At 73.4% G+C, this 23897-nt stretch carries 25 protein-coding genes and 2 pseudogenes; 12 read left to right on the top strand and 15 right to left on the bottom strand.

Annotated features, from left to right (window positions below):
* Nucleotides 1–37 precede the first annotated feature (37 nt).
* The 3 genes and pseudogenes from HS99_RS31040 to HS99_RS31030 all read left to right on the top strand — a co-directional run bounded on the left by HS99_RS31040 (nt 38) and on the right by HS99_RS31030 (nt 1564).
* The gene (locus HS99_RS31040; RefSeq protein ID WP_141763847.1) at nt 38–541 is read left to right on the top strand and encodes a DUF5753 domain-containing protein; all 504 of its coding nucleotides are present in this window, start codon (nt 38–40) and stop codon (nt 539–541) included.
* A gap of 37 nt (nt 542–578) precedes the next feature.
* A pseudogene (locus HS99_RS31035) lies at nt 579–719 on the top strand (DUF397 domain-containing protein); the annotation flags it as partial.
* Nucleotides 720–802: 83 nt separating this feature from the next.
* Nucleotides 803–1564 (top strand): serine hydrolase, encoded by a 762-nt coding sequence (locus tag HS99_RS31030; RefSeq protein WP_030551818.1) that lies wholly within the window; start codon nt 803–805, stop codon nt 1562–1564.
* On the opposite strand, the gene HS99_RS31025 is transcribed toward HS99_RS31030, so the two are convergent.
* From HS99_RS31025 to HS99_RS30995, 7 genes are all read right to left on the bottom strand, one after another.
* Nucleotides 1551–1997, bottom strand: a complete 447-nt coding sequence (locus HS99_RS31025; RefSeq protein WP_030280098.1) for a VOC family protein — start codon at nt 1995–1997, stop codon at nt 1551–1553. The genes HS99_RS31030 and HS99_RS31025 overlap by 14 nt on opposite strands.
* A gap of 61 nt (nt 1998–2058) precedes the next feature.
* Complete coding sequence (locus HS99_RS31020; protein WP_030280099.1) at nt 2059–3195, bottom strand: FAD-dependent monooxygenase; 1137 nt, start codon at nt 3193–3195, stop codon at nt 2059–2061.
* Nucleotides 3196–3260: 65 nt separating this feature from the next.
* Complete coding sequence (locus tag HS99_RS31015; RefSeq protein ID WP_046386597.1) at nt 3261–3860, bottom strand: GTP-binding protein; 600 nt, start codon at nt 3858–3860, stop codon at nt 3261–3263.
* Between the two features lie 3 nt (nt 3861–3863).
* Nucleotides 3864–4415: a DUF742 domain-containing protein gene (locus HS99_RS31010; protein WP_072654358.1), complete on the bottom strand. Its 552-nt coding sequence runs from the start codon at nt 4413–4415 to the stop codon at nt 3864–3866.
* A gap of 5 nt (nt 4416–4420) precedes the next feature.
* Nucleotides 4421–4867 (bottom strand): roadblock/LC7 domain-containing protein, encoded by a 447-nt coding sequence (locus tag HS99_RS31005; protein WP_030280103.1) that lies wholly within the window; start codon nt 4865–4867, stop codon nt 4421–4423.
* Nucleotides 4864–7908, bottom strand: a complete 3045-nt coding sequence (locus tag HS99_RS31000) for a sensor histidine kinase (RefSeq protein ID WP_063737982.1) — start codon at nt 7906–7908, stop codon at nt 4864–4866. The genes HS99_RS31005 and HS99_RS31000 overlap by 4 nt, the downstream gene beginning before the upstream one ends.
* Nucleotides 7909–8133: 225 nt before the next feature.
* Complete coding sequence (locus HS99_RS30995; protein ID WP_030551806.1) at nt 8134–8820, bottom strand: FadR/GntR family transcriptional regulator; 687 nt, start codon at nt 8818–8820, stop codon at nt 8134–8136.
* 169 nt (nt 8821–8989) lie between these two features.
* Here HS99_RS30995 and HS99_RS30990 point away from each other — a divergent pair, with 169 nt between their 5' ends.
* From HS99_RS30990 to HS99_RS48580, 4 genes and pseudogenes are all read left to right on the top strand, one after another.
* Nucleotides 8990–10741, top strand: a complete 1752-nt coding sequence (locus HS99_RS30990; protein ID WP_050367113.1) for a 2-isopropylmalate synthase — start codon at nt 8990–8992, stop codon at nt 10739–10741.
* A gap of 7 nt (nt 10742–10748) precedes the next feature.
* Nucleotides 10749–11234 (top strand): YbaK/EbsC family protein, encoded by a 486-nt coding sequence (locus tag HS99_RS30985; RefSeq protein WP_030551802.1) that lies wholly within the window; start codon nt 10749–10751, stop codon nt 11232–11234.
* 299 nt (nt 11235–11533) lie between these two features.
* Nucleotides 11534–11803 (top strand): annotated as a pseudogene (locus HS99_RS48585) (peptidoglycan-binding domain-containing protein); the annotation flags it as partial.
* Nucleotides 11777–12454: a peptidoglycan-binding domain-containing protein gene (locus tag HS99_RS48580; RefSeq protein WP_370863321.1), complete on the top strand. Its 678-nt coding sequence runs from the start codon at nt 11777–11779 to the stop codon at nt 12452–12454. The pseudogene HS99_RS48585 and the gene HS99_RS48580, both read left to right, overlap by 27 nt.
* 174 nt (nt 12455–12628) lie before the next feature.
* Here the strand turns inward: HS99_RS48580 and HS99_RS30975 are convergent, their stop codons facing one another.
* Nucleotides 12629–12826 (bottom strand): hypothetical protein, encoded by a 198-nt coding sequence (locus tag HS99_RS30975; RefSeq protein ID WP_030280111.1) that lies wholly within the window; start codon nt 12824–12826, stop codon nt 12629–12631.
* A gap of 232 nt (nt 12827–13058) precedes the next feature.
* On the opposite strand from HS99_RS30975, the gene HS99_RS44275 reads away from it, so the two are divergent.
* Nucleotides 13059–13442 carry a VOC family protein gene (locus HS99_RS44275; protein WP_030551800.1) on the top strand — a complete coding sequence of 128 codons (384 nt, stop codon included), beginning with the start codon at nt 13059–13061 and terminating at the stop codon, nt 13440–13442.
* 108 nt (nt 13443–13550) lie between these two features.
* On the opposite strand, the gene HS99_RS30965 is transcribed toward HS99_RS44275, so the two are convergent.
* The 4 genes from HS99_RS30965 to HS99_RS30950 form a co-directional block, all read right to left on the bottom strand.
* Complete coding sequence (locus HS99_RS30965; RefSeq protein ID WP_030280118.1) at nt 13551–14501, bottom strand: SDR family NAD(P)-dependent oxidoreductase; 951 nt, start codon at nt 14499–14501, stop codon at nt 13551–13553.
* 150 nt (nt 14502–14651) lie between these two features.
* Nucleotides 14652–15206, bottom strand: coding sequence for a hypothetical protein (locus HS99_RS30960; RefSeq protein ID WP_030551798.1), 555 nt, complete (start codon nt 15204–15206; stop codon nt 14652–14654).
* Nucleotides 15207–15403: 197 nt separating this feature from the next.
* Entirely contained in the window at nt 15404–16300 is an 897-nt protein-coding gene (locus HS99_RS30955; protein WP_030551796.1) for an aldo/keto reductase, read from the bottom strand.
* Complete coding sequence (locus tag HS99_RS30950; RefSeq protein ID WP_030280128.1) at nt 16297–17187, bottom strand: NAD-dependent epimerase/dehydratase family protein; 891 nt, start codon at nt 17185–17187, stop codon at nt 16297–16299. The genes HS99_RS30955 and HS99_RS30950 overlap by 4 nt, the downstream gene beginning before the upstream one ends.
* Before the next feature lie 100 nt (nt 17188–17287).
* On the opposite strand from HS99_RS30950, the gene HS99_RS30945 reads away from it, so the two are divergent.
* From HS99_RS30945 to HS99_RS30935, 3 genes are all read left to right on the top strand, one after another.
* The gene (locus HS99_RS30945; protein ID WP_030551794.1) at nt 17288–18253 is read left to right on the top strand and encodes a LysR family transcriptional regulator; all 966 of its coding nucleotides are present in this window, start codon (nt 17288–17290) and stop codon (nt 18251–18253) included.
* Nucleotides 18254–18317: 64 nt separating this feature from the next.
* Nucleotides 18318–19523: a tetratricopeptide repeat protein gene (locus HS99_RS30940; RefSeq protein WP_030551792.1), complete on the top strand. Its 1206-nt coding sequence runs from the start codon at nt 18318–18320 to the stop codon at nt 19521–19523.
* A gap of 113 nt (nt 19524–19636) precedes the next feature.
* A complete protein-coding gene (locus HS99_RS30935; protein WP_043388017.1) occupies nt 19637–20449 on the top strand; it encodes a DUF4037 domain-containing protein in 813 nt (270 codons plus the stop codon).
* A 280-nt stretch (nt 20450–20729) separates the two neighbouring features.
* On the opposite strand, the gene HS99_RS30930 is transcribed toward HS99_RS30935, so the two are convergent.
* Genes HS99_RS30930 through HS99_RS30920 form a run of 3 tightly spaced genes read right to left on the bottom strand, consistent with a single transcriptional unit; the run spans nt 20730 to nt 22780 of the window.
* Nucleotides 20730–21653, bottom strand: coding sequence for a hypothetical protein (locus HS99_RS30930; protein ID WP_050366474.1), 924 nt, complete (start codon nt 21651–21653; stop codon nt 20730–20732).
* Nucleotides 21650–22183 (bottom strand): SigE family RNA polymerase sigma factor, encoded by a 534-nt coding sequence (locus HS99_RS30925; RefSeq protein ID WP_030280135.1) that lies wholly within the window; start codon nt 22181–22183, stop codon nt 21650–21652. The genes HS99_RS30930 and HS99_RS30925 overlap by 4 nt, the downstream gene beginning before the upstream one ends.
* Before the next feature lie 45 nt (nt 22184–22228).
* Nucleotides 22229–22780 carry a GNAT family N-acetyltransferase gene (locus tag HS99_RS30920; RefSeq protein ID WP_043388019.1) on the bottom strand — a complete coding sequence of 184 codons (552 nt, stop codon included), beginning with the start codon at nt 22778–22780 and terminating at the stop codon, nt 22229–22231.
* Nucleotides 22781–22875: 95 nt separating this feature from the next.
* Between HS99_RS30920 and HS99_RS30915 the strand changes: the two genes are divergently transcribed.
* Nucleotides 22876–23634 carry an alpha/beta fold hydrolase gene (locus tag HS99_RS30915; protein ID WP_030551786.1) on the top strand — a complete coding sequence of 253 codons (759 nt, stop codon included), beginning with the start codon at nt 22876–22878 and terminating at the stop codon, nt 23632–23634.
* Nucleotides 23635–23897: the final 263 nt, after the last annotated feature.

Below are 23897 nucleotides of genomic sequence, written 5' to 3'. Positions count from 1 at the left end.
ACGGGCCGCTGTCAGTCCTCGATCGCGGTTCCTGGAGATGGCCGATGACCTGCTGAACGCGGGGGGTCTGCTGAGGCTCATCGCGGATGACGTGATGAAGGCCAAGGTCCGGATGAGTGAGCGGCACCCGGCATTCTCCAAGGCCTTCACGTCCGAGGAGGCCAAGGCCTTGGAGGTCCACGAGTACAGCATGTTCGCCATTCCTGGGCTGCTTCAGACCGCGTCGCACGCCCGGGCTCTGTATGAGGTGCGCAGGCCGTGGCTCTCCACTGAGCAGATCGACAAGTGGGTTGCCGCCAGATTGGGGCGTCAGGAGATTCTGGCCAAGTGGCCTATGTCATCGATCAGTTGGGTCGTGGACGAGAGCGTGCTTCGGCGCCCCCTCGGCGGATGGGATACGCATCAGGAGCAGTTGCGTCACCTGCTCAAGGTTGCGGAGATTCGAGGCTTGGAGCTGCAGATCATGCCCCTCGCCAAGGAGCAGAACGCGGGGATGGGCGGACCCTTCACGCTCCTCACTCCGCCCGGCCGCCATGTCTGAGCTGGCATGGTTCAAGAGCAGTTAAAGCACCAATGAGGGCGCCCAGTGCGTCGAGGTCGCCGAAACCCCCGGTGTCGTCCACGTGCGTGACTCCAAGGACAAGAGTGGTCCGCAGCTGGCCTTCGAGCTGGCCGCGTGGGAGGCGTTCGTGAAGTTCGCCGCCACCGCCGAGGTCTGATCGGATCTCCCTCAACGGCCCACCGTCTCCCCGGCGGCGGGCCGTTGGCGTACTTTCAGCCCGAAATGCCCTACCCTTCCGCCATGCTCTCTGTTGTAGTTGCCCCCTGGGCGGGCGAGGCGGAGCCGGTCTTCATGCGTGCGCCGGATGAACTGCACGACGCCGCGAGCACGATGAAGATCGCGGTGCTCGCCGCGCTCACCCGCAGCGGGGCGAACCTCGATGCCGAGGTGCCGGTGGTGAACCGGTTCGAGTCCGTCGTGGGCGGCGACTTCGGCAACGATCCCGACTGGGACAGCGATCCGCTGCCCTGGGAGCTCCTCGGTACCCATGTCCCACTCCGCCTGCTCGCCGAGCGGATGATCACCCACTCCTCGAACCTCGCCACCAACCTCTGCCTGGGCCGCACCGACCAGCGGGCCGTCGCCGAGGTGTGGCGCCAGGCGGGAGCCACCCACAGCGCGAGCCCGCGTGGGATCGAGGACTACGCGGCGCGCGCTGCGGGCATTCACAACCGGGTCAGCGCCCGCGATCTCGTGCGCCTCCTGCACTCGCTGGCCGACGAGCCGGAGCTGCTGGGGCTACTGGAGCGAAACGACTTCCGGGTGGACCTCGCCGCAGGTCTTCCGCCGGGCACCCGGATCGCGTTCAAGAACGGCTGGATCCCCGGCGCCCGCCACTGCGTCGGCCTGGTCCACCCCTACGACTGCCCGCCGTACCTGATCGCGGTCTGCTACACGGGCCCGCTCGCCTCCGGCGCGGACCGGGGTGACCCGGCGGCCCGCCTGCTGGCCCGCGTCTCGGCGGCGGTGTGGAAGCGCCGCGAGGAGATCACTCCTCGCTGATCGCGGGCATCGCTGCGCCGTCCGGGTTCCAGGCGGCCAGGAAGTCCGACTGTCGCGCCAGGTCCACGAGTTCGACCTGCGCGCCGATGCTGTCCAGCCGGTGATAGACGAAGGGGCGACCGTACGGGCAGCCCGAGAACGCCTCCGGGAACCCGGCCGCGTCGAGCCGAGCCGCGCCCGCCGTGACGTCCGAGGACCAGAAACCCAGGTGATGGAAGCGGGCCCCAGAGGCGTCACCCCAGGGCCCGCCCGCCGGCGCCTCGATCAGCTCGATGTACGGAGCGTCCCCGGCGGTGAACACGATCCGGTAGTCCCACTCGCCGATCCGCCCGGCCACCGGCTCGCGCCATTCCACCCCCGCCGCAGTGGTGAGGTCGGCCATGGCGACCGAGAGGTCGGGGACGGTGAAGCAGACGTGGTAGAAGGCGGTCATGATCGCCAGCCTGCAACGTGGTCCCGCGCAGGCACAACCCCGCGCGGGAACGGACACCGCCTCAGTACGGCTTGACCAACACGTGGGCCGCGCCGGGGATGCCGATCTTCAGCAGCTCGTCCTCCTCCGCCGTGGTAGGGCTGCCGGTCTCCTGCTTGAGGATCGCCCGGGACATCGCCTGTACCCACATGGCGCGCGGCCGGCGCCGCTCCTCCCAGACGGCGAGCGCGGCCGGGACGTCGGAGCCGGCCTCCAGGCTCTCGGCCAGCACCAGGGCGTCCTCGACGGCCATCGCGGCGCCCTGGGCGAGGTGCGGGGTGGAGGCGTGGGCGGCGTCACCGGCGAGGACGACGCGGCCGACGTGCCAGGGCTCCTCGACGGTGACCTGGGAGATGCGGGAGTAGACCACCGCGGCCGGGTCGGTGACCTGGGCGAGGGCCTCGGCGATCGGGCCGCCGAAGCCGGCCAGCCGCTCGCGGAGCTGCTCGTGGGCGGTCGCCGGGTCCGGGCGGAAGTCCTCGGCCTCGGCGAACACCGAGCCCAGGTACATGAGTTCCTCGCTGATCGGGGTGAGCAGGGCCTTTGCCCGGAGGTTTCCGGCGGACATCACCACGCCCTTGACCTCGGGCGAACGCGGCAGCGTGACACGCCAGTTGGCGAAGCCGGTGTACTCGGGGGCGTACTTCTCCCCGTACAGGTGCCGGCGCAGCGGCGAGCCGATGCCGTCGAAGCCGACGACCAGGTCGTAGCGGCCGCCGTGGCCGTCGGTGAGGGTGACGTCTACCCCGGAGCCGTCGTCGGTGAGCTCCGAGATGGACGTCCCGAAGCGGATGGTGGCGCCCGCCGAGGTGGCGGCGGCGGCCAGCACCCGGGCCAGGGCAGGGCGCGGTATTCCGTTGTTGGAGGGGGCGTCGCCCATCCGGGGCTGGGGGATCTGGGCGAGGGTGGTGCCGGCCGGGTCGCAGATGGTCAGCACCTCCCACCCGAAGCCGACGGCCAGGCACTCGTCGAGCACGCCGATCTCGCGCATCACGTGCAGGGCGTTGGAGGGCTGGATGATGCCCACGCCGAGGGCCTCCAGCCGGTCGCGCAGCTCGGCGACCTCGACGTGGTGGCCGCGCCGGGCGAGGGCGGTGGCCAGGGTGAGGCCGCCGATGCCGCCGCCGTGGACGAGGACGCGAAGGGGTGCGGTGGTCATGAAGGGGCACTCCAAGGGGGGTTGAGGCCGTCGGGTTCAGCCGCTGGGTTTCAGCCGTCGGGTTTTCAGCCGACGGGCGCGGCGGCGAGGTCCATCAGGTGGTCGACCAGGGCCAGCAGCAGGTCGCGGCCGAAGCCGCGCTCGCGCACGTCGCCGATCAGCATCGGCACCTGCGGGTCGAGGTCGAGGGCGGCCCGGATCTCCTCCTGGGTGCGGGTGTTGTGGCTGTGGAAGCAGTTGATCGCGACCACGAACGGGATGCCCCGGCTCTCGAAGAAGTCGATCGAGGCGAAGCTGGTGTCCAGCCGCCGGGTGTCGGCGATGACGATCCCGCCGAGCGCGCCGTTGACCAGGTCGTTCCACATGAACCAGAAACGCTCCTGCCCGGGCGTGCCGAACAGGTAGACCACCAGCTCGGGGCTGACGGTGATCCGGCCGAAGTCGAGGGCGACGGTGGTGGTGTCCTTCTGGTCGACGCCGGCCAGGTCGTCGACCCCGACACTGGCCGTGGTCAGGTACTCCTCGGTGCGCAGCGGCGCGACCTCGCTGACCGAGCCGACCAGGGTGGTCTTGCCGACGCCGAAGCCGCCCGCGATCAGGATCTTGACGGCGGCCGGGGCGGCGGCGGGCTCGTCGACGGAACTGCGGGAGTGGGGTGTCGCCATCGTTCAGAGTCTCCGGAGTCCTTCGCGTACGGCCGTGAGCAGGCCGAGGTCCACGCCCCCGGCGGCGCGGGCCACCGAGAGCGGCGCCCGCGCCTTCAGCAGGCCCTGGGCGACCAGGTCGCCCAGCAGGATCTTGGTGACCGAGACCGGGAGGTCCAGGCCGGCCGCCACCTCGGCGACGGCGGCCGGGCGCCGGCAGCGGTCGAGGATCAGCCGGTGCTCGGGCTGGAGGCCGCGGGCACCGGCGCGGCTGCCCCGCGCCAGGGCCGCGTCGGCCTCGGCCCCGGCGGTGGTGAGCACGGTGATCAGGGTGAGGTCGTCGCGCTCGGGTGCGGTGCGGCCACGGGTGATGGTGTACGGGCGCACCATGACGCCCGTCTCGTCCTCCGCGTCCGGATCCTCCAGTTCGCTCCAGTGCGGCACCCGGCCGCGCGCCCGGGCGTCCCCCTCGCCGCTGACCGGGCCACTGCCGTGGCGGCTGCCGTGGAGGGCGTCGCCGTGGGGAACGCCGCCGTACGGGTCCTCGCCGTAAGGGGCATCGGTGTACGGGCCCACCCGGGTCAGCCCCGGTTCCGGGAGGAGAAGGCGTCGAAGGAGGCCGGGGCGCCCCCGGCGCGGGCCGGGGTGGTGAGCTTCTGGCCGACCTGCTGCACCAGGGTGTGCATGGCGACGGACATCACCTCGGCGTCCACCTCCTGGGAGGCGACCACGGCCAGGTGGGTGCCCTGGGCGGCGGCGATGACGAACAGCCAGCACTCGGCGAGCTCGACGATCACCTGGTGCACGGGGCCGCCGTCGAACAGCTGGCCGACTCCCCGGGCGAGCGACTGCTGTCCGGTGGCCACGGCGGCGAGGCGCTCGGCGTCGGCCCGCTCGATGGTGCGGGAGTGGCTGACCACGAGGCCGTCGTCGGAGAGCAGGACGGCGTTGCGGGTGCCGGGCACCGAGTCGACGAGCCCGTCCAGCAGCCAGTCCAGGTCCTGGTGGGTGGCGGTCGTGCGGTTCATGGCTGGTCATCCGTTCGTGTGGTTCGGGGTTCCGCGGCCGGCAGCGCCCAGGGGGAGGGGGCGGACGCGGGGGCTGGGGGGCCGGCGGGCAGAGCGGGGGGAGCCGGCGGGGTGGCGGAGGCGGGCAGCGGGTGCTCGACGCTGTCCTGGGCCCGGGCCGCGCGGGACTGGCGCTGGAAGGCGCCGATGGTGGCGCCCGAGCGCCGGACGGGCCGCCCGTTCCCGGGCGGTACGGGCTGGTGGGACGGGCCGGCGGGCTGTCCGGCGGTCGGCTCGACCCACTGCTGGCGGGCCGGCGGCGGCACCCGCAGCTCGGCGGCCAGGCTGGCCTGCCGGACGCGCTGCGGCAGCGGCGGCTGCCCGCCCTCGACCGGGCTCAGCGGCACGGCGGAGGGGTACTCGCGTCCCCGGCGCCGCTCGGCCAGCCGGTAGTGGTCGGCCGGGCGGTACTGCTCGTCGGCGTACGGGGCCTCGGCCTCGGTGACCCGGGCGTAGGCGATGTCCGGGTAGGCCGGGGCGGGGGCGTCGGGGGCAGGAGCCGGTGCGGCGCCCGGGCCGGGCGGCGGGCCGGCCTGGGTGTTCGGGGCAGCGGGGACGGGCGGGCCGGCCGGGGTGCTCGGGACGCCGGGCGCGCCGTGGCCGGGCGGGGCGACCGCGTACACCGGGGGCGGGTCGGCGGGGGAGCTGTGCTGGATCGGCTGCTCGGCGAGGCCGGGCGGGTAGGGCTGCTGCTCCTGGTGGTACGCCGGGTCCTGGAACGCCTCGGCGACGCACTCCACCGGCCCGCCGTTCGCGACGGCCGTGCCGTTCGTGAGGGCACCGCCGTTCCCGACGGTGCCGCCGTTCACGAGGGCCCTGCCGCTTCCGAAGGCCTCGGCCTGCCCGAAGGCCTCCACCGGCGCGACCGGCGGTGCGAGCGGCCCCGTCGGCTGCGGCGCCTCGTCGGAGGCGGAGCGCACCGCCCGGCGCGAGCGGCGGACCAGCGGGATCGGTTCGGCGGGCGCGGCGTCCGGGAGCCCGGCGTCGCCGTCGATGACCAGTTCGTCCGGCACGAGTACGACGACCCGGGTGCCGCCGAAGGCCGACGGCCGGAACTCGATCTTCAGGCCGGTGAGCGCGGCGAGCCGGGCGACGACGTAGAAGCCGAGGCGGATGTCGTCGGCCCGGGCGAGCACGTCGGTGCGCGGCGGGCGGCTCATCAACTCGTTGGCCGCGTCGTACTGTTCCGGGTCCATGCCGAGGCCGCGGTCCTCGATCTCGACCGCGAGCCCGCGCCCGACCATGGCGGCCCGGACCTCGACCGGGGTGGGCGGCTTGGAGAAGGTGGTGGCGTTCTCCATCAGTTCGGCGAGCACGTGGGCCACCGGCCCGACGGCCCGTTCGGAGAGCCAGGGGTGGCCCTCGACGTCGATCACGATCCGCCGGTAGTCCTGCACCTCGCCCTGGGCGGAGCGCAGCACGTCCAGCAGCGGTACGGGCTTGCGCCAGCGCCGCTGCGGCTGGCCGCCGGCCATGATGACGAGGTTCTCCTCGTAGCGGCGCAGGCGGGCGGTGAGGTGGTCGAGGTCGAACAGGCCCTCCAGCACCTCCGGGTCCTCGTGCCTGCGCTCCAGTTCGTCGAGCTTGCGCAGCTGGCGGCCGATCAGCAGCTGGGTGCGGCGGGCGATGCGCTGGAGGAGGCGTTCGAAGCCGCGGTGCTGGTCGGCCTGCCGGACGGCGGCCTCCAGGGCGGCGGAGCGGGCCAGGTTGAGGGTCTGGCCGAGGCGGGCGAGTTCGTCGGTGCCGTTGCCGTGCTCGCCGGTGGTGACTTCCCGGCTCTCGGCCGCGGCGTCGACCTGCTCGCCGCGACCGAGGCGGTCGACCACCTCGGGCAGGGTGCGCTCCATCTCCTCGGCCTGGGTCTGGAGTTCCTTGATCCGGCGGCGCAGCGAGCGGCTGATCCGCCAGGAGGCGATGACGACGGCGACGACGGTGATCAGGCCGATGACGGCGGTCAGCACGACGCGGGTGAGCAGGTCGAGGATGGTTCCCTTGCCGACCTCGACGATGGCGCTGGTGCGGGTCTCGATCGCCTTGACCAGCTGCGGGTTGAGCTGGTCGACGGCCTGGCGCCACTGGTCCTGGGCGGCGGGCAGTCTGACGGTGCCGTTGGACTCGGCGGCGGTGGGCCGGGTGAGCTGCTGCTCGACGGCGGCCTTGGCCTGCCAGGCGGGGCCGTTCATCAGGTCGTGCCAGGCGGCCGCCTCGCCGTCGGGGACGTACGGGACGACCTGGACGGTGAACAGGTGGTCCTCGGCGCCGATCAGCTGCTGGACCTGCTGGTAGTCGGCGGTGCTGAGCCGGCCGCTGGGCCAGCCGCGGGCCAGCACGGCGTCCTCGCGGGCCAGCATCTCCTTGGCCCAGAAGGAGTTGACCAGGGTCTTGGACACCCAGGTGACCTCCCCCGCGTCGACGTGGCTGAGCGCGGTGAACAGCCGCAGGTCGACGGCGATCAGGTCGGTGTAGTAGGCGAAGACGGTCTGCTGGTCGACCGAGCCCCTGTCGACGGCGGCGCGCTGCTCGGCGAGCTTGCCCATCGCCTGCCGGGCCTCGGCGACGGCGCTGCGGACGTCGTCGGGGGCGTTCTCGGTGCTCTCCCCGGACAGGGCCTGGAACTGGCGGACCGCGTCGTCGGTCAACTGCCGCTGGTGGCGCAGCTGGTCGGTGTTGGCGCCGGGCCGGGCGAGCGCCTCGGCGCTGAGCCGGCGCTCCTCCTGGAGGTTGTAGTAGACGATGTTGGACGGCTGGCCGGCCTTCTGGGCGAGCATGCCCTGGGCGGCCTGGCGTTGGAAGTCGAAGACGGTGGCGCCGCTGGTGACGGCCCAGAGGGCGACCAGGGCGAGGCTGGGGACGACGGCCAGGACGAGCAGCGCCGACCGCAGGGACAGGCGTGGACGCCTGCGGGGGGCCTTCGGCGTCGGGGGCCGCCGATTCGCACGCGCGCGCAGAGCAGACTCCTTGGGGCTGGCGGCCGACCGGTGAAGGGCGGGCCGTCCGGGCACGGGCTTTTGACGATGCGATATTAGTCATACCGTGTGATTGGAGTGAAAGCCCGTTCGCCACCTCGGCCGCAATTGTGCACGGACCGGACACAATGTCACCCGCACGTTGACCGTTTGCGCCCGAAGCAACGGGGCTCCGCCCTGCCTGACGCAGTGTCGCTGCCGCCCGCGACCGCTGGATGGCAGCCGTGTGAAAACTGTGTGACGCTCCGTCGCCCGGCGGAGTCAGGGGCTGAGCAGCCGCGCCCGGGTCGACTCCAGCTCCGTCGCCAGTACCCGCCCGGCGGCCGCCGGATCACCGTCGTGGAGTGCCCGGACGAGCTCCGCGTGCGAGGCGTACCCCTGGTTCGGATCACCCTCCCGCAGTCCGAACAGGCCCACCAGCGCGACCAGATGCTCCCTCAGGACCGGGGCGAACTGGGCGAACAGGTCGTCCAGGACGGGGTTGTGGGCGGCGGCCACGATCGCCGTGTGCAGCGCGATGTCGGCGTCCACGAAGGCGGTGTCGTCCGCCCCGCCCGCCGCCAGGCGCGCGGCCAGTGCCGCGTCCACGGCGGCGAGGTCCGTCGCCGTGCGCCGCTCGGCCGCCAGTCGGGCCGCCTGCACCTCGACCATCGTGCGCACCTCGTAGACGTGCGCCAGCTCGGCGGCGCGCAGCCGGGTGGTCCAGTCCCCGGCGGCCGGGCGGTCGGCCGTCACGAACACCCCGGAACCCTGGCGGCTGTGCACCATCCCGGCCGCGGCGAGCGTGCGCAGCGCCTCCCGGACGGTCGAGCGCCCGACGCCCAGCTCCTTGGCGAGCGCCACCTCGCCGGGCAGCTTGCCGCCGACCGGCCACTCCCCGGCCCGGATCCGCTGCTCGATCAGGTCGGCGGCCTGTCCGGCGAGGGGGGAGGGGCGGAGCGGGGTCATCGTCGTCACCTGTCAGGTTGTCTGAGTACTTGTGGCGTGGTTACTCTACCCGCCATGCAGCCGTGGAGCGCACTCCTTCTTGGCGGCCGCAGCGGGGCGTGACCGGACCGGCACCCCGCTGCGGGGCGCCGTCCTGCCGGTCTCCGGTACTCCACCCGAGGACATCCCCATGCGGTTCCCGACCCTGCAAGCCCCCGCCGGCCCCGTCCCGGCCGACGCCCCCGCCTGGAACCCCCAGCGCGGCGGCGCCATGCCTTTCCACCGCTACCGCCCCGCCCACGAGCGGGTCCACGTTCCCGCGCTGCTGCGCCGCTGGCCCGGCCACCGGATCGAGCGGGCCCCCCTGTGGGTGCCCGTCGACCTGCGCGACGGCAACCAGGCGCTGGCCGAGCCGATGGACCCGGCGCGCAAGCAGCGGATGTTCGACCTCTTCCTGGCCATGGGCTTCAAGGAGATCGAGGTCGGCTACCCCTCCGCCAGCCGCACCGACTTCGACTTCGTCCGCCGGCTCGCCGAGCAGCCCGGGGCGGTTCCGGAGGACGTCACCGTCGTCGTCTTCACCGCCGCCCGCGCCGACCTCATCGACCGCACCTTCGAGGCCGTCGAGGGACTGCCGAACGTGGTCGTCCACCTCTACACCGCCACCGCGCCGCTGTGGCGGGACGTCGTCCTCGGCAAGGACCGGGACGAACTGCGGGCGCTGATCACGGCGGCGGCCGAGCGGATGGCCCGGCTGGGGGAGGGAAGGGACGGCCTGCGCTTCCAGTTCTCGCCCGAGGTGTTCAACCTGACCGAGCCGGACTACGTGCTGGAGGTCTGCAACGGCCTCACCGCGCTGTGGGACGCCGATCCCGACCGGCCGGTGATCCACAACCTGCCGGCCACCGTCGAGATCGCCACGCCCAACGTGTACGCCGACCAGATCGAGTACGTCGACCGGCACCTGGACCGGCGCGACGCGGTGATCCTCTCCGTCCACCCCCACAACGACCGGGGCACCGGTGTCGCCTGCGCCGAACTGGCGGTGCTGGCCGGCGCCCAGCGGGTCGAGGGCTGCCTGTTCGGCAACGGCGAGCGCACCGGCAACGTCGACCTGGTGACCCTGGCGCTCAACCTCCACACCCAGGGCGTCGACCCGATGCTCGACCTCTCCGACATCGACGAGATCCGGCGCACCGTCGAACACTGCAACCGGCTGCCGGTTCACGAGCGGCACCCGTACGCCGGCGACCTGGTGCACACCGCCTTCTCCGGCACCCACCAGGACGCCATCAAGAAGGGCTTCGCCCGGCACGCCGGTACCGCCGCCGAACTGGGCCTGCCCGAACGGGAGGCGCCCTGGTCGGTGCCGTACCTGCCGATCGACCCGGCCGACCTCGGGCGCGACTACGAGGCGGTGATCCGGGTCAACAGCCAGTCCGGCAAGGGCGGCATCGCCTACCTGCTGCAGACCGGCGCCGGGCTGGAACTGCCCCGGCGGCTGCAGATCGAGTTCGCCGGGGTGGTGCAGGAGACGACGGACGACAGCGGGCTGGAGATCACCGGCGAGGAGCTGTACGGGCTGTTCCGGGCCGAGTACCTGGACGCGGGGGCCGGGCGGGAGTGGCGGGTCGGCGACGACTGGGCCGAGGTGGACGGCCGCCGGGGCACCGGCGCCGGGCCGGTGGACGCGGTGGCGGCGGCGGTGGGGGCGGAGATCCTCTCCTTCAACGAGCATGCCGTCGGATCGGGGCCCGACGCGGTCGCGTACGTGGAGGCCCGGATCGGCGGCACCGTGGTCTGGGGCGCCGGGCGGGACGCCTCGGTGCTGACGGCGGGCGTCCGGGCGGTGCTGAGCGCCGCCGCGCGGGCGGGCGTCGGGCGGGCCGGAACCGACCGGGTCGCCGCCGGGCGGCTCACCTCCGGGCGCGGAAGGGCATGATGGGGCGATGAGTCCATCCCTTCCCGTGCGCAGCCTCGCGGTCGCCGAGGCGCTGGCGGCGGCCGGTGTCGCCGGTGAGATCGTCGTCCTTCCCGACTCCGCCCGGACGGCAGCCGAGGCCGCCGCCGCCCTCGGCTGCGAGGTCGGCGCGATCGCCAACAGCCTGGTGTTCAGCTGCGACGGCGAGCCGCTGCTGGTGATGACCAGCGGTGCCCATCGGGTCGACACCGCCTTCCTGGCCGGGCAGTTGGGTGCGGTCGAGATCACCCGGGCCTCCGCCGCCCAGGTCCGCGAGGCCACCGGCCAGGCCATCGGCGGCGTAGCCCCCACCGGTCACCCGGTTCCGCTGCGCACGGTCGTCGACACCGCGCTGCGGCAGTACGAGGTGCTGTGGGCGGCGGCCGGGCACCCGCACACCGTCGTGCCGATGACGTACGAGGAACTGCTGCGGGTCACCGGCGGCGTGCAGAGCACCGTCGTGTCGACGGACTGAGGGGCTCCGGCCGACGGCCCACCACCGGGATGCCGGCGGTGGGCCGTCGCGGGTTCCGGGCCGTCGTGGGTCCGGGGCCCGCCGTTGCGGGCCCGGGGGGCGTGGGTTCGGGACCGTGGTGGGTTCGGGGGCGCCCCCAGCGCGATTCGCCGTCCCAGGGACGCCGGGAACGCTAGAGGGACGCCGTCCGGCTCTCCTAGCGTCTCCTCTCGGCGGCCGGTGCGGTGGACGGACAACCTTCCCGTGCCCGTGCCTCCGCTCCCCTCTCCCGCACTCAGTCCCACCAGTGAGGAACCGCCATGAAACGCATCCCGGCCCTCGTCGCCGCGATGTTCGCCGCGCTGCTCGCGGCCGTGCTCGTCGCCCCCGCCGCCCAGGCCGCGAGCTGGCCGATCGTCCGCAACGGCGACCGCGGCGACAACGTGACCACGGTCCAGTACCTGCTGTCGGCCCGCGGCTTCGCGACCGGTGTCGACGGCGCCTTCGGTCCCGGTACCGAGGACAAGGTCAAGAGCTTCCAGAGCGCCAGCGGTCTGACCCCGGTGGACGGCGTCGTCGGCTCCGACACCTGGTCCAAGCTGATCGTCACCGTCCGCAGCGGCGACAACGGCGACGCCGTGAAGGCGCTCCAGGTGCAGCTCAACGCCCACGGCGCCGGCCTGGCCGTGGACGGCGCCTTCGGCCCCGGCACCGACTCCAAGGTGCGCAACTTCCAGCAGTCCGCCGGCCTGAACCCGGTCGACGGCATCGTCGGCCCGGCCACCTGGGGCGCCCTGCTCGGCGGCGGTGGCAGCACCGGTGGCTCCGGCGGTTCCGGTGGCGACACCCTGAGCCAGTCGCAGGCCGCCTCGATGCTCTCGTCCGCCGGGATCACCTGGTCCTCCTCGGGCAACTGCTCCGACCGCAACAGCAGCAGCTGCACCTCCTTCGACGGCATCCGCCGTGCCACGGTCGACGGCGCCATCAACCTGAAGCACGCCGTCGGCAGCTGCCCGCTGAACATCACCGGCGGCACCGAGACCGGCCACGCCAGCGGCACCTACAGCCACGGCACTGGCTACAAGATGGACTTCGCCATGATGAGCTGCCTCACCAACTACATCCACGGCACCTTCACCCACAGCGGCACCCGCGGTGACGGCGCCGACCTGTGGACCGCCCCCTCCGGCAACATCTACGCCAACGAGGGCAGCCACTGGGACGTCACCTTCATGAACTGACGCCGGCCGCGGCGAGCGGAACGCGAGGGCGGGGCCACCGGACACTCCCGGTGGCCCCGCCCCGTGCCGTTCCCGGGGAGCCGGGAGCCGGGAGCCGGGAGCCGGGAGCCGGGGAGCCGGGAGCTGGGAGCCGGGAGGCGGTCTGCCGCTACACGAAGTTGAACGTCTGGAAGTTCATGCGCTGTAGGTGATGCCGTTCAGGCTCTGCGGGGTGTCCCGGCCGGTCTCCGCGGCGCTCGCGGTGCCTGCGGCGGAGATGCCGAGCCCGGCGGCCGTGAGAACCGCGGTCGCGGTGGCGGCCACGATACGCCCGGTGCGACTGGTGCGGCCGGTACGACCGGTGCGGCCTCGGAGCAGGGTCGAGATGTTCAACGTTCCTCCTGAGGAGCGGAGTTGACTCGCGCCTGGCCCGCATGACGCTAGGGCCTTTGTCATGCACATTGAAGAGGAGGAGCACATTCCCCGGTGTGATCAGGATCATGGCCGCTTCGGGTGTCGACGACGGTCGCGGGCTCGTGGCCGAGATCCACGGCCACCGTCCCGTGCGAGGGGAACCGGCGGCAGGCAGTGGCGTCCGGAGGGTAAATCGGGAAGGCTCGGGGGCATGGTCTCGGTACTGCGGAACGTGGCGATCGACTGTGCGGACGCCTATGAGCTGGCCCGCTTCTGGAGCCGGGTGACCGGTCGTCCGCTGGGCCCGGGTGATGGGCCGGGGGACCGGGAGGTCGCGGTGGTGTTGGCGGAGGGACCGGTCCTGTACTTCAGCCAGGTGCCGGAGCCGAAAACGGTCAAGAACCGGGTCCACCTGTGCCTGCGGCCGGAGACCTCGCGGGAGGAGGAGGTGGAGCGGCTGCTGGGGCTCGGGGCCACGATGGTCAGCGATCTGCGGAACCCCGACGGCTCGGGGTGGGCGGTGCTCGCCGACCCGGAGGGCAACGAGTTCTGCGTGCTGCGCAGCGAGTCCGAACGGGCTGCGGTGCCGTCGTAGCGGTGCTGAGGGGGGCGCGGAACGGAGTGGGAAGTCGACCCGGCCGACTTCCCACTCCTCCCTCCTGACCCTCGTCCTCGGCCTGGGGGGCAGGCGCCGCCGGGTGGACTACCCGAGGTGGGCGGCCGGGTCGACGCCGGTCAGGTCGCGGCTGGCGTCCCACAGGCGGGCCGCGACGGTGGTGTCGGCGAGGTTGGCCCACACCGGTTCGCGGTGGGGCTCACCGCGCAGGCCGAAGGCGCGCGGGCCCCACAGCTGGCCGCCGCGTACGGCCGGGTCGAGCACCGCCCGGACGGCGGGCCAGGCGCCGGCGTGCTTGCCCTGGAGGAGCAGGGCGGCGGGCGCGGCGCCCAGGCGCGCGGCGGCGGTCTTCGTGTGGACCCCCGGCCGGGAGGGGGTGAGGGAGTCCAGCGCGCCGCCGGGGTGGACCACCACGCTCGCCACCGTGCTGCCGGCCGCGCGGAGGCGGCGGTCGAATTCGAGGCCGAAGTGCATCTGCGCGAGCTTGGAGCGCCCGTAGGTGCGCTTGGGCCGGTAGTCCCTGCGGGACTGCAGGTCGTCCAGGTCCAGGCGCTCGGACTTCGCGGCGAAGCTGCCCATGGTGATGACACGGGCCGCCGGGGCGGCGGACAGCAGCGGCATCAGCCAGTGGGTCAGCGCGAAGTGCCCGAGGTGGTTCGTGCCGAACATCAGCTCGTGACCGTCCCCGGTCTCCTGGCGCGGCGGGTCGTCGAGCGCGACACCCGCGTTGTGGACGACCGCGTCGAGGCGTTCGACCCCCAATGCGTCCGCCACCGTTCGCAGCGACCCGAGGTCGGCGACGTCCAGCCGTACGGCGCGCACCTGTGCGCCGGGCACGCGGGCCCGGATCGAGGCCATGGCGTTCTCGGCCTTCGCGGGGTTTCGGCTGCCGAGCACGACGGTCGCCCCGGTGGCAGCCAACTGCTCCGCGACGAAGTACCCGATCCCGGCGTTGCCGCCGGTGACCAGGACGACGCTGCCGTCGGCACGCGGCAGCCGTCGGACGTTCCAGGGCGAGGTGGGGGGTGCGGAGGACATGGTGGCGGGACTCCCTTGCTGGTCAGGCGGCAGCGACTGCCTATGGGCTGCGCGGAACCCATGATTTCGGCCTGCCGCCTGCACGTCGCTCACAGATCACTGCCAGTCCTGTCAGCGGCCCGGCATCCCACCGGCACGGCCGGGGCGCGCTCAGAACCAGTACGGTTCGCCGATGATCTCCGCGCCCGCCTGCGCGGCGAGCCAGGCCGCGTGTTCTTCCACGTAGGTGTGGAGGTAGAGGACGTGCTCGGGCATCCACGGGTGGTCCAGGTCGTCGGCCTCGTGGTGGGTGTTGACCTGGAGGCGGGCGTGTCTGCGGGTCCAGGACAGTCCGAGCTCGGGGGCTCCCGGCCACCACAGGTCGCTCCAGTGGACCTGCAGCCGGTCGTGGACGCGGAGCGCCGAGCTCACGGCGCTCCGCGCGTGGTGCCGACTGGGGAGTTCCAGATCGACGGTGTAGATGTCCGCGTACGGCAGGGGTGCGTCGCCCGGGGTTTCCGCATCCTTCCTGATCTGCTCGTGGACCTTCGCCTCGGGAACCGCCGCCAGCAACTGCCTGAGACGGGCCCGGCTCGGCACCCTGGCCCGGATCTCGGTGCCGCCGGAGGAGGCCACCTCTCCCACTGCGAGGAGTCGGTCGGCCACGGCGAACACCGCGTGGAGGTCGGGGGTGCGGAGCACGGGAAAGACGAGGTTGTGCGACATGGGCGTCAGTACTACCGCGAGGACTGTCGGCCCACATCTGGTTTTCTGGCAGCTGTCTTCACAGCGGCTGCGGTTACTGCGCCTGTAGTCACGACAGGTGCAGTAACCGCAGGGTGCCGTGACTGCAGGTGTAGTTACGACAGGTGTAGTTACGGCAGATGTAGTTACTGCCGGTGTAGTTACTGCGGGTGCAGGAATTACACCCGCAGGCCCGCCAGTTCCTCCGCCGACAGCGTCAGCCCGGCCGCCGCTGCCGAGTCGCGGATGGAGGTGGGCCGGCGCGCGCCGGGGATCGGCAGGACGGCCGGGGACTGCGCCAGGTGCCAGGCGAGGCAGACCTGCTGCGGGCTGACGCCTCGGGCACGGGCCAGGGCGTGGAACGGGGTGTCCGTCCTGGGTGCGCCGCTGCCGGGGTCGTCGACGGCGCTGAGCGAGATGCCGCCGAGCGGGCTCCAGGGCAGGAAGGTGAGGCCGAGGTCGGTGCACAGGTCGAGGGTGTCGCGGGTGGCCGTGTGCGCAGGGGAGAAACGGTTCTGCACGGACACCAGGTACTGGCCGAGGATCTCCCGTGCGGTGCGGATCTGCTCGCAGTCCACGTTGGAGAGGCCGACCATCCGGACGGTGCCCGCCTCGGCCAGCTCGCGCAGTGCGCCGACGGATTCGGCGAACGGGACGGCCGGGTCCGGCTTGTGCAACTGGTAGAGGTCGATCGCCTCGACGCCGAGTCGGACGGCCGAGGCCCGGGCCGCCCGGCGCAGGTGGCGCGGGTCGCCGTCGACCGTCCAGCTGCCGTCGCCGGGGCGGCCCCGGCCGCCCTTGGTCGCCACCAGGACGCCGTCCGCGTCGTGCCCGTAAGCCGCCAGGGCGCGGGCGATCAGGTGCTCGTTGTGGCCGACTTCGTCCGCGTGCCAGTGGTAGGAGTCGGCCGTGTCGATCAACGTCACGCCCGCGTCCAGGGCGGCGTGGACGGTGGCGATCGCCTGCGCCTCGTCGGGGCGGCCCTCGACGGACAGCGGCATCGCGCCGAGGCCGATCGCGCTGACGGTGCTGCCACCGATGACGCGGGTGAGGGCAGTTGTCGAGGTGGCGGTCATGCGCTGGCCTCCTTGACGGCCTGGGGAAGCCAGTCGGTGACGGCGGAGAAGCGGTAGCCCAGGCGGGCCGCCCGTCCGGTGTCCATGGCGTAGCAGCGGTCGAAGGAGAACGGCGAGGGCGCCTCGCCCCCTCCCGTGGTCAGCCGCGGCTCGGCGCCGGTGGCCCGGCCCACTGCCGCGCACAACTCCCGTACGTCCATCGGCCCTTGCGAGGCCGCGTTGACCGGTCCGGTGAAGTCGGCCTTGGCGGCCCAGGCCAGGAAGCGGGCGATCTCCGCCTCGTGGACGAAGGAAGCGCGCTGCGGTGCGGCGTGGACGGCCACCGGGATGCCGCGTCCGATCCGGTCCACGTAGTGGGCCAGCCGTCCGGTGAAGTCGGCGCCGCCGAGGACGTGCGCCGTACGGACGGTGGCGAGGTCGAAGGCTGCCTGCCGGGTGAGCAGTGCCTCCGCCTGGCGCTTGCCCTCGGCGTAGTGGTCGGCGACGAACTGAACGTCGTCCCAGAGAAGTTGCAGGTCCACCGGCTCGGCCGAGAGGTCGAGCTCCGGTTCCGCGAGAGGTGGGCCGCCGGGCTGGCCGAGGTGGGCGTACACCTCGACGGTGGAGGTGAGCACGTAGCGCGGGGTACGGCCGGCGAACACCCGGGCGGCGACGGCCGCCTGGACGGGCGTGTAGCAGACCTGGTCGACGACGGCGTCGAAGCGCCGGTCGGCGAGCGCGGCGCGCAGCGAGGCCTCGTCGTCGCGGTCGGCCCGCAGGTGGGTCACACCGTACGGGGCGGGGGTGGAGCCGCGGTTGAGGACGGTCACCGCCGCACCCGAGTCGCGGAGCTCCTCGACCACCCGTCTGCCGAAGTAGCGGCTCCCGCCGATCACACACACGTCCACGCCCTCGATCCCTTCCCATCGCCTGCCGGTGGGGTCAGCCTGCCCTGGTCCCGTCGTCAGCAGTAGTGTTGAGATCGAGGCATCATCATTAGGAGAACTATTGATCGACGTCCAGCGACTCGCGGTGCTGCGGGAGGTCTCCCGCCGGGGCAGCTTCAACCAGGCGGCCCTGGCGCTGCACTGCACCCCCTCTGCCGTCTCCCAGCAGGTCGCCGCGCTGGAACGAGGCCTCGGCGCGCCCGTGGTCGAGCGCTCGACCCGCGGCGTCACGCTCACCGACACCGGCCGGCTGCTGGTCGAGGCCGCTGACGCCATCGCCGCCGAACTCACCGACACCCAGCAGCGCATCGCCCGCCTGACGGCCGAGCGGACCACCCTGACCGTCGCCACCTTCGCCAGCGGCGGGCGCCGACTGCTGCCCGCAGCGCTCGCCCGGTTCGCCGCCGAACACCCGGAGGTCGAACTGACCATCCTGGAGGCGGAACCGGAGGAGAGCCTGCCCGCCGTCCGCGAGGGCCGCGCCGACCTCGCCCTCGCCTACCACCTCGAAGGCCCGCCGCCCGCCCGCCCCGGCGACCGCTCCGGGCTGGACTGGACGCGGCTCGGAGAGGACCCGCTGCGCGTCGTGCTGCCGCGCCACCACCCCGCCGCCGCCCGCTACCGGTCCCGGCCCGAGGCGCCGCACCTGGCCGAACTCGCCGACCAACGCTGGATCCTGGGATGCCGCAAGTCCGCCGACCAGCTCGCCCGGTACGCCGACCTGGCCGGCGTCGAGCTGCGGATCTCGTGCACGGCGACGGACTACGAGTTCGCCCAGTCCCTGGTCCGCGCCGGGATCGGCATCGCCCTGATCCCCGAGATCGGCCTGGCCCGGCATCCGGAACTGGTCGCCCTCCCGCTGGCCGAACCCAGCCCCCGCCGCTACCTCGGGCTGGCCCTCGCCCGGCGCCGCCGCGGACGGGTCGCCCGGCTGGCGGAGGAACTGGCGTCCCGGCTGGCCGGGGGAGCGGAAGAGGAGGCGAAGGCCGCGCCGGGCTCGGACGGCTCTGGCCCGACCGCCTGTTGATGGATCCACCCGCAGGGCCGATGGTAGGTACTTCGGGTACGTGGTACGTCAACAGGAGTGGCACATGGGCATATTCGGGCGGAAGAAGAAGCAGCCCGCCGGGCTCGACATCGGCGGCGGGACGCGCCTGCACATCGAGGCCTCGCCGCAGGAGATCAAGCGGATGGTCAAGGACCTGCGGGGCCGGGCCGAAGCAGGGGACGTCGAGGCGATGGCCGATCTCGGCCGGATGCTGGAGTACCAGGGCAAGGTGGAGGAGGCCATGCGGTGGCACCAGCAGGCCGCCGTCGCCGGCGACGTGGACTCGGCCGCCTGGCTCGCCGACCGGCTGCTCAAGAACGGGCAGATCACGACGGGCCTCGACTACCTGCGCCTCGCCGCCCGTGGCGGACACCTCTCGGCCACCTTCAACCTCGGTGCCATCCTGCTGAGCCAGGACGAGAACAGCGAGGAGGGCGCCCGCTGGATGCTGCGCGCCGCCGAAGCGGGTCACCAGAAGGCGATCGACCACCTCGGCATCGACATGGCGCAGGTCCGGGCCGCCCGCGAGGAGGTCGCCCGGGACGTCGCCAAGGCCGAGCAGGGCGACGCCGAGGCCGCGCACCGAGCGGCCTCGGTGCTTCTGGACCTCGGCGAGGTCGAGCAGGCCGAGTACCTGCTGGAGCTCGCCGCGAACGGCGGGATCGCCGACGCCGCCTGGGAGTTGGCCCTGCGGGTGCACGACCGCGGCGACACTCCGCGCGCCGTGGAACTGCTGGAACAGGCCGGCCGCAACGGGCGCCCCGGGGGTGCCAAGCTCGCCGGGATCTGGCTGTACACCGAGGGCGAACCGGCGGCCGCGGTCCCGCTGCTGCGCCGGGCCGTCGCAGAGGGGGAGGAACTGCTCACGCCGGTGCTCGGCGCTGCCCTCAGCGCCGCGGGCGACCTGGACGGCGCGGAGGCGGTGCTGCGCCCGGCGGCGGAGGCGGGCGACTGGCAGGCGCAGTACAACCTGCTGGCGGTCCTCCAGCAGCGGGCGGCGCGTACGGGCGGTGACCGGTCGACCGAGGAGATGTGGAGCCTGCTCTCACGGGCCACGGCCGGTCTGCACGCCCAGGCCCAGGAGCGGCTGGACGCCGGAGAGCCGCAGCGGGCCGCCGACCTGCTGCTGATCGGCGCCCGGGCGGGCGACCCGGCGGCGCAGCGCTCCCTGGGCGAGCTGCTGTTGGCGATCGACCCCAAGGACCCGGAGGGGCAGGAGTGGCTGCGGCGCTCGGGCGCACGGCGCTGACGGCGGCCGGAAAATCAGCAGGTCGGCCCGGCCGACTTCCTGCTCAACGGCCCCGACCCGCCGCGCCCGGAATCCGCTGGCCCGGCGCCCGCCCAGCCGCCAGACTTCCCGTCATGCAGGCGATCGACGAACACATCGAGGCCATGGCGGCCCGACTCGCGGACGTACCGGGCATGGTCGGCGTGATGCTCGGCGGAAGCCGGGCACGCGGGGAGCACCGGCCGGAGTCGGACTGGGACCTCGGCCTCTACTACCGCGGCGAGCCCGACCTCGCCGCGCTGCGGGCGCTCGCCGGGCCGGAGGTGGAGGTGGCCGGCCCTGGCGGCTGGGGGCCGTGGGTGAACGGCGGTGCGTGGCTGCGCATCGACGGGGTCGCCGTCGACTGGATCCTGCGCGACCTCGACCGGGTCGAGCGGGTGTGGGCGGACTGCCGGGCCGGCCGCTACGAGGTCGGCGTGCAGGCCGGTCACCCGCTGGGGTTCTGGTCGCCCTGCTACCCCGGCGAGGTCGCGCTCGGCCGCGTACTCGCCGACCCCGCGGGCGAGTTGGCGGCGCTCCAGGCACAGACCGCCCGGTATCCGGAGCCGCTGCGCGACGCCCTGACGGGTGGGGCGTGGGAGGCGGAGTTCCTGGTCGGCGTCGCGGCGAAGGGGGCGGCCCGGGGCGACACCCTGTACGTCTCGCTCTGCCTCTCCCGGGCGGTGGGCGTACTGGTGCAGGCGCTGTACGCGCGCGAGCGGCGCTGGTGCCTCAACGAGAAGGGAGCGCTGGCGATCGCCGGGCAACTTCCGGATGTGCCAGCCGATTTCGGTGATCGTGCGCGTCAACTGCTGGGCGCCACCGGGGAGACGCCGGGCGCACTGGCAGCGACGGTGGACCGGGCGCGGGTGCTGGTCGGTGAGGTGATGGCCGTCCTACGCGGATGACAACACGCGCTTTCCCCGCCGGTCTCACGCTGTAGCGCACGGGGGCCCTTGCCGCAAGGCCCCGGTCATGCCACACGATCGTCAACTCCAGGGCGGGGCCCGGCGAAGACGGGAGGAATGACGACATGTGAGTTCTGGCTGAGGAGCGGCGGGAGTGGGAAGTCGGCGCTACCGACTTCCCACTCCCGCAGCCCCCGCCGCGCGCCTCCACGGAACACCCGGACCAAGTGGCCAGGCGTCAGACCACGGGTGCGGTCGACGCGTCGGGCGACAGGTGTGGTCAGCCCGTCAGGAACTGCGCCCCGGAGTCCGGGACCTTGTTGCCGTTCCGGTCGAAGTACTCCCAGAGCCTGGCCGTCCTGCCCTCCGGCCGGGCCACCACCGCCTCGCGCAGCGGCGAGTCGGCCACCGTGACGAGCGGCGGCTCGGTGACCGTGCCGTCCGTCCAGGTCACCTTCACCCGGGCGATGTCGGGACCCAGGCTCAGCCCGACGATCTCACCCGGGGCCACCGTGTCACCCTTGCCCCGGGCGCCCAGCAGGCCGCCGCCGATGTACGTGCCGTCGCGCGGGCCCAGCTTGCCCGGCGCCGGGCTGGTGCCCGCGGCGTCGTGGCTCAGGCGCACCCCGTCCACCGTGAAGTAGGTGTTGACGACGTCGGAGTCGGGATCGTAGTACCGGTCGACGAACTCCTTCGTCGGCTTGCTGACCGCCGAGTCGTACGGGCTGCGCTCCTGCCACAGCGCCAGCGCCTGCTCGTACGCCCGCTCCCTCGGGGCCGTCGGCCACACGGCCCGCCACAGCTTCCACTGCTTGCCCTCGGGCGTGGTGCCCTCGCCGACCACCACCCGCACCGGGGTGAACGGGTCCCGTGCGGGCGGGGCGGCGGTCGTGGGAGTCGGGCTCACCGGGGCAGCCGCGGCCGTCGGCGGGCCGCCGGTGCCGGAGCCGTGACCGGGACCGGCCGGGACCAGCGGGTGGGAGACGGCCGGCCCGGGGCGCAGCTCGGAGACCGCCCCGCCCGCCAGCACCACCACCGAGGCCAGCGCCAGCGCGCCGACCACCGTCCGGCGGCGGCGCCGGATCCGCCGACCGCCCGCCAGGATGTCCGCCACCGGCGCCGGGCCGATCCTCGCGGTCGACGCCGCCTCGGCCAGGCCCAGCCCGACCCACAGGTCGGCGTCCCCGTTCGCGTTCGTGCTCATACCGCCCCTCCGATCTCGGTCCTGTCCTTCAGCTCCCCCAGAGCGGACACCTGTCGCAACCGCCCGATGCCCTTCGCCGCGTGGCTGCGCACCGCGCCCACCGAACAGCCCATCGCCGTGGCCGTCTGGCTGTCGCTCAGGTCCTCCCAGTACCGCAGCACCACCGCCTCCCGCTGGCGCGGCGGCAGGGTGGCGAGCGCGGCCAGCAGTGCCCCGCGCTGGTCGGACCGGGCGAAGCCGTCCTCCGACCCCGCCGTGTCCGGCACCGCGTCGACCAGCAGCTCCGGCGGCCGACGGCGCCAGCGGCGGGCGTGCTGGTTCACCAGGATCCGTCGCACGTAGGCGTACGGATCGTCCGCCCGGCGCACCTTCGACCAGGCCGCGCAGGCCTTCTCCGCCGCCGACTGCACCAGGTCCTCCGCCGCGTACTGTTCCCCGGCCAGCAGGAACGCCGTCCGTAGCAGCCGGGGCCAGGACGCGACGACGAACGTCTGGAACTCCTCGTCCCGAGCGCTCTTCGCTTCTCCCATGAGTACCTCCTCACCCACCCAGAGCCCGGACGGGGCCGGAAGCGCTTACTCCCCGGCGGCCTCCGGTCGGAAGAGGTCCAGGCCGCGGAGGTACCAGTCGTGCAGCGTCCCGTGCCCGTCCCGCGCCCGCCCGGCAGGCCGGAACCCGGCCCGACGGGCCACCGCGGCCGAAGCGGCGTTCTCCGGCTCCACCCGGATCACCGCCTCCCGCGCACCTACCCGCGCCCCGTACCCCGAGGCCAGCAGGACGGCCCGGGTTGCCAGGCCCCGGCCGCGCCACGGGGGATAGAGGCCGTAGGCGACGTTCACCTGGCCGGGGGCGAGGTCGGCGTGCCCGAACCGCAGGTCGATCGTCCCCGCCAGTACGCCGTTTCCGCCCTCCTCGTCCGCCCTGATCCCGAACGCGCGCAGCGGACCGTCCGCCTCCCACTGCTCGCGGCACTGCCGGAAGTACGCCGCGACGCCCTCCGGAGTGCTCGGGCCGCCGCTCAGCCACCGCACCAGCTCGTCATCCTCCCCGGCCAGGTGGGCCGCCGCGTCCTCCGGGCGCAGCGGGGACAGCGTGACCACTCCGTCGGACAGCTCCAGTTCGCGCATCCGGACATTCTCGGCGCGCCGCCGCCGGTCACGCCATCGGATTGCCGCCCGAACTGCCTCGCGGGCGACCGGCCTGGCTGGCTACCATCCACCGGGTGATCCTTTCTCATGATGATTCAGGAACCGGTCCGGCTGTTGTCCTGCTGCACTCCTCGGTGTGCGACCGGCGGATGTGGGACCCTCAGTGGCAGGCCCTCCTCGACGCCGGCCACCGCGTCGTCCGCTGCGACTTCCGCGGCTTCGGCGACACCCCGCTGCCCACCGGCCCCTACGGCGCCGCGGCTGACGTGCTCGCCCTCCTCGACCACCTGGGCATCGGAACCACCGCCCTGGTCGGCGCCTCGTACGGCGGCCGCATCGCCCTCACCGCGGCCGCCCTGCGCCCCCACGCGGTCACCGCACTCGCCCTGCTCTGCGCAGGCCGCCCGGGCCACGAACCCTCCGGAACCCTGCGCGCCTTCGGCGCCCAGGAGGACGAACTGCTGGAGGCGGGCGACATCGAGGCCGCCGTCGAACTCAACGTCCGCACCTGGCTCGGCCCGGAGGCCGACGAACCGACCCGCGACCACGTCCGGCGGATGCAGCGCCACAACTTCGACGTCCAGCTGGAGGCGACCGGCGGCCCGGAGAAGGAAGACGTCGACCTCACCCGGATCACCGCCCCCACCCTCGCCGTCTCGGGCGCCCACGACCTCCCGGACTTCCGCCACATCGCCGCCGGACTCCCCACCATCCTCCCCAACGCCCGCCACCTCGAACTCCCCTGGGCCGGCCACCTGCCCAACCTGGAACGGCCCGCCGAGGTGACCACCCTCCTCACGGACTTCCTCCGGGACCCGTCAGCGCGGGGCTGAGAGGCGCCAACGGAGCCGGCGCGTCGAGCCGGTCATCGCAGACCGCGAGTACGGCGACATCGACGCCTACGCCCGGGGCTTCCGCGCCGCCGGGGTGCGCGACCCGACGACGGCCGTCGTCGCCGGTGCAGGGCACTTGGCCCAGGAGGAGGAGCCCGCCGAAGTCTGGTCGACCGTCCGGGAGTTCGCCGTCAGCGGGCCCTGGAGGACTGCACGGTCGGGGAGGGTCGGGTACCAATCGGGGCCCCGGCGACTTCGGCCAG

The sequence above is a fragment of the Kitasatospora aureofaciens genome, from assembly GCF_001188955.3.
Taxonomy (GTDB): Bacteria; Actinomycetota; Actinomycetes; order Streptomycetales; family Streptomycetaceae; genus Kitasatospora; species Kitasatospora aureofaciens.
The sequence above is the reverse complement of the archived record's forward strand: the minus strand, read 5'-3'. Positions and strand labels throughout refer to the sequence as shown.

Bases quoted from the DNA above. Each gene is read 5' to 3' on its own strand.
- HS99_RS30940 (WP_030551792.1), top strand. From the start codon at position 18,318: ATGGGCATATTCGGGCGGAAGAAGAAGCAGCCCGCCGGGCTCGACATC.
- HS99_RS30960 (WP_030551798.1), bottom strand. From the start codon at position 15,206: ATGTCGCACAACCTCGTCTTTCCCGTGCTCCGCACCCCCGACCTCCAC.
- HS99_RS30930 (WP_050366474.1), bottom strand. From the start codon at position 21,653: ATGAGCACGAACGCGAACGGGGACGCCGACCTGTGGGTCGGGCTGGGC.
- HS99_RS44275 (WP_030551800.1), top strand. From the start codon at position 13,059: ATGGTCTCGGTACTGCGGAACGTGGCGATCGACTGTGCGGACGCCTAT.
- HS99_RS30925 (WP_030280135.1), bottom strand. From the start codon at position 22,183: ATGGGAGAAGCGAAGAGCGCTCGGGACGAGGAGTTCCAGACGTTCGTC.
- HS99_RS31015 (WP_046386597.1), bottom strand. From the start codon at position 3,860: ATGGCGACACCCCACTCCCGCAGTTCCGTCGACGAGCCCGCCGCCGCC.
- HS99_RS31025 (WP_030280098.1), bottom strand. From the start codon at position 1,997: ATGACCGCCTTCTACCACGTCTGCTTCACCGTCCCCGACCTCTCGGTC.
- HS99_RS30955 (WP_030551796.1), bottom strand. From the start codon at position 16,300: ATGACCGCCACCTCGACAACTGCCCTCACCCGCGTCATCGGTGGCAGC.
- HS99_RS31040 (WP_141763847.1), top strand. From the start codon at position 38: ATGGCCGATGACCTGCTGAACGCGGGGGGTCTGCTGAGGCTCATCGCG.
- HS99_RS30985 (WP_030551802.1), top strand. From the start codon at position 10,749: ATGAGTCCATCCCTTCCCGTGCGCAGCCTCGCGGTCGCCGAGGCGCTG.
- HS99_RS30965 (WP_030280118.1), bottom strand. From the start codon at position 14,501: ATGTCCTCCGCACCCCCCACCTCGCCCTGGAACGTCCGACGGCTGCCG.
- HS99_RS30935 (WP_043388017.1), top strand. From the start codon at position 19,637: ATGCAGGCGATCGACGAACACATCGAGGCCATGGCGGCCCGACTCGCG.
- HS99_RS31020 (WP_030280099.1), bottom strand. From the start codon at position 3,195: ATGACCACCGCACCCCTTCGCGTCCTCGTCCACGGCGGCGGCATCGGC.
- HS99_RS30920 (WP_043388019.1), bottom strand. From the start codon at position 22,780: ATGCGCGAACTGGAGCTGTCCGACGGAGTGGTCACGCTGTCCCCGCTG.
- HS99_RS30990 (WP_050367113.1), top strand. From the start codon at position 8,990: ATGCGGTTCCCGACCCTGCAAGCCCCCGCCGGCCCCGTCCCGGCCGAC.
- HS99_RS31030 (WP_030551818.1), top strand. From the start codon at position 803: ATGCTCTCTGTTGTAGTTGCCCCCTGGGCGGGCGAGGCGGAGCCGGTC.
- HS99_RS31005 (WP_030280103.1), bottom strand. From the start codon at position 4,867: ATGAACCGCACGACCGCCACCCACCAGGACCTGGACTGGCTGCTGGAC.
- HS99_RS30995 (WP_030551806.1), bottom strand. From the start codon at position 8,820: ATGACCCCGCTCCGCCCCTCCCCCCTCGCCGGACAGGCCGCCGACCTG.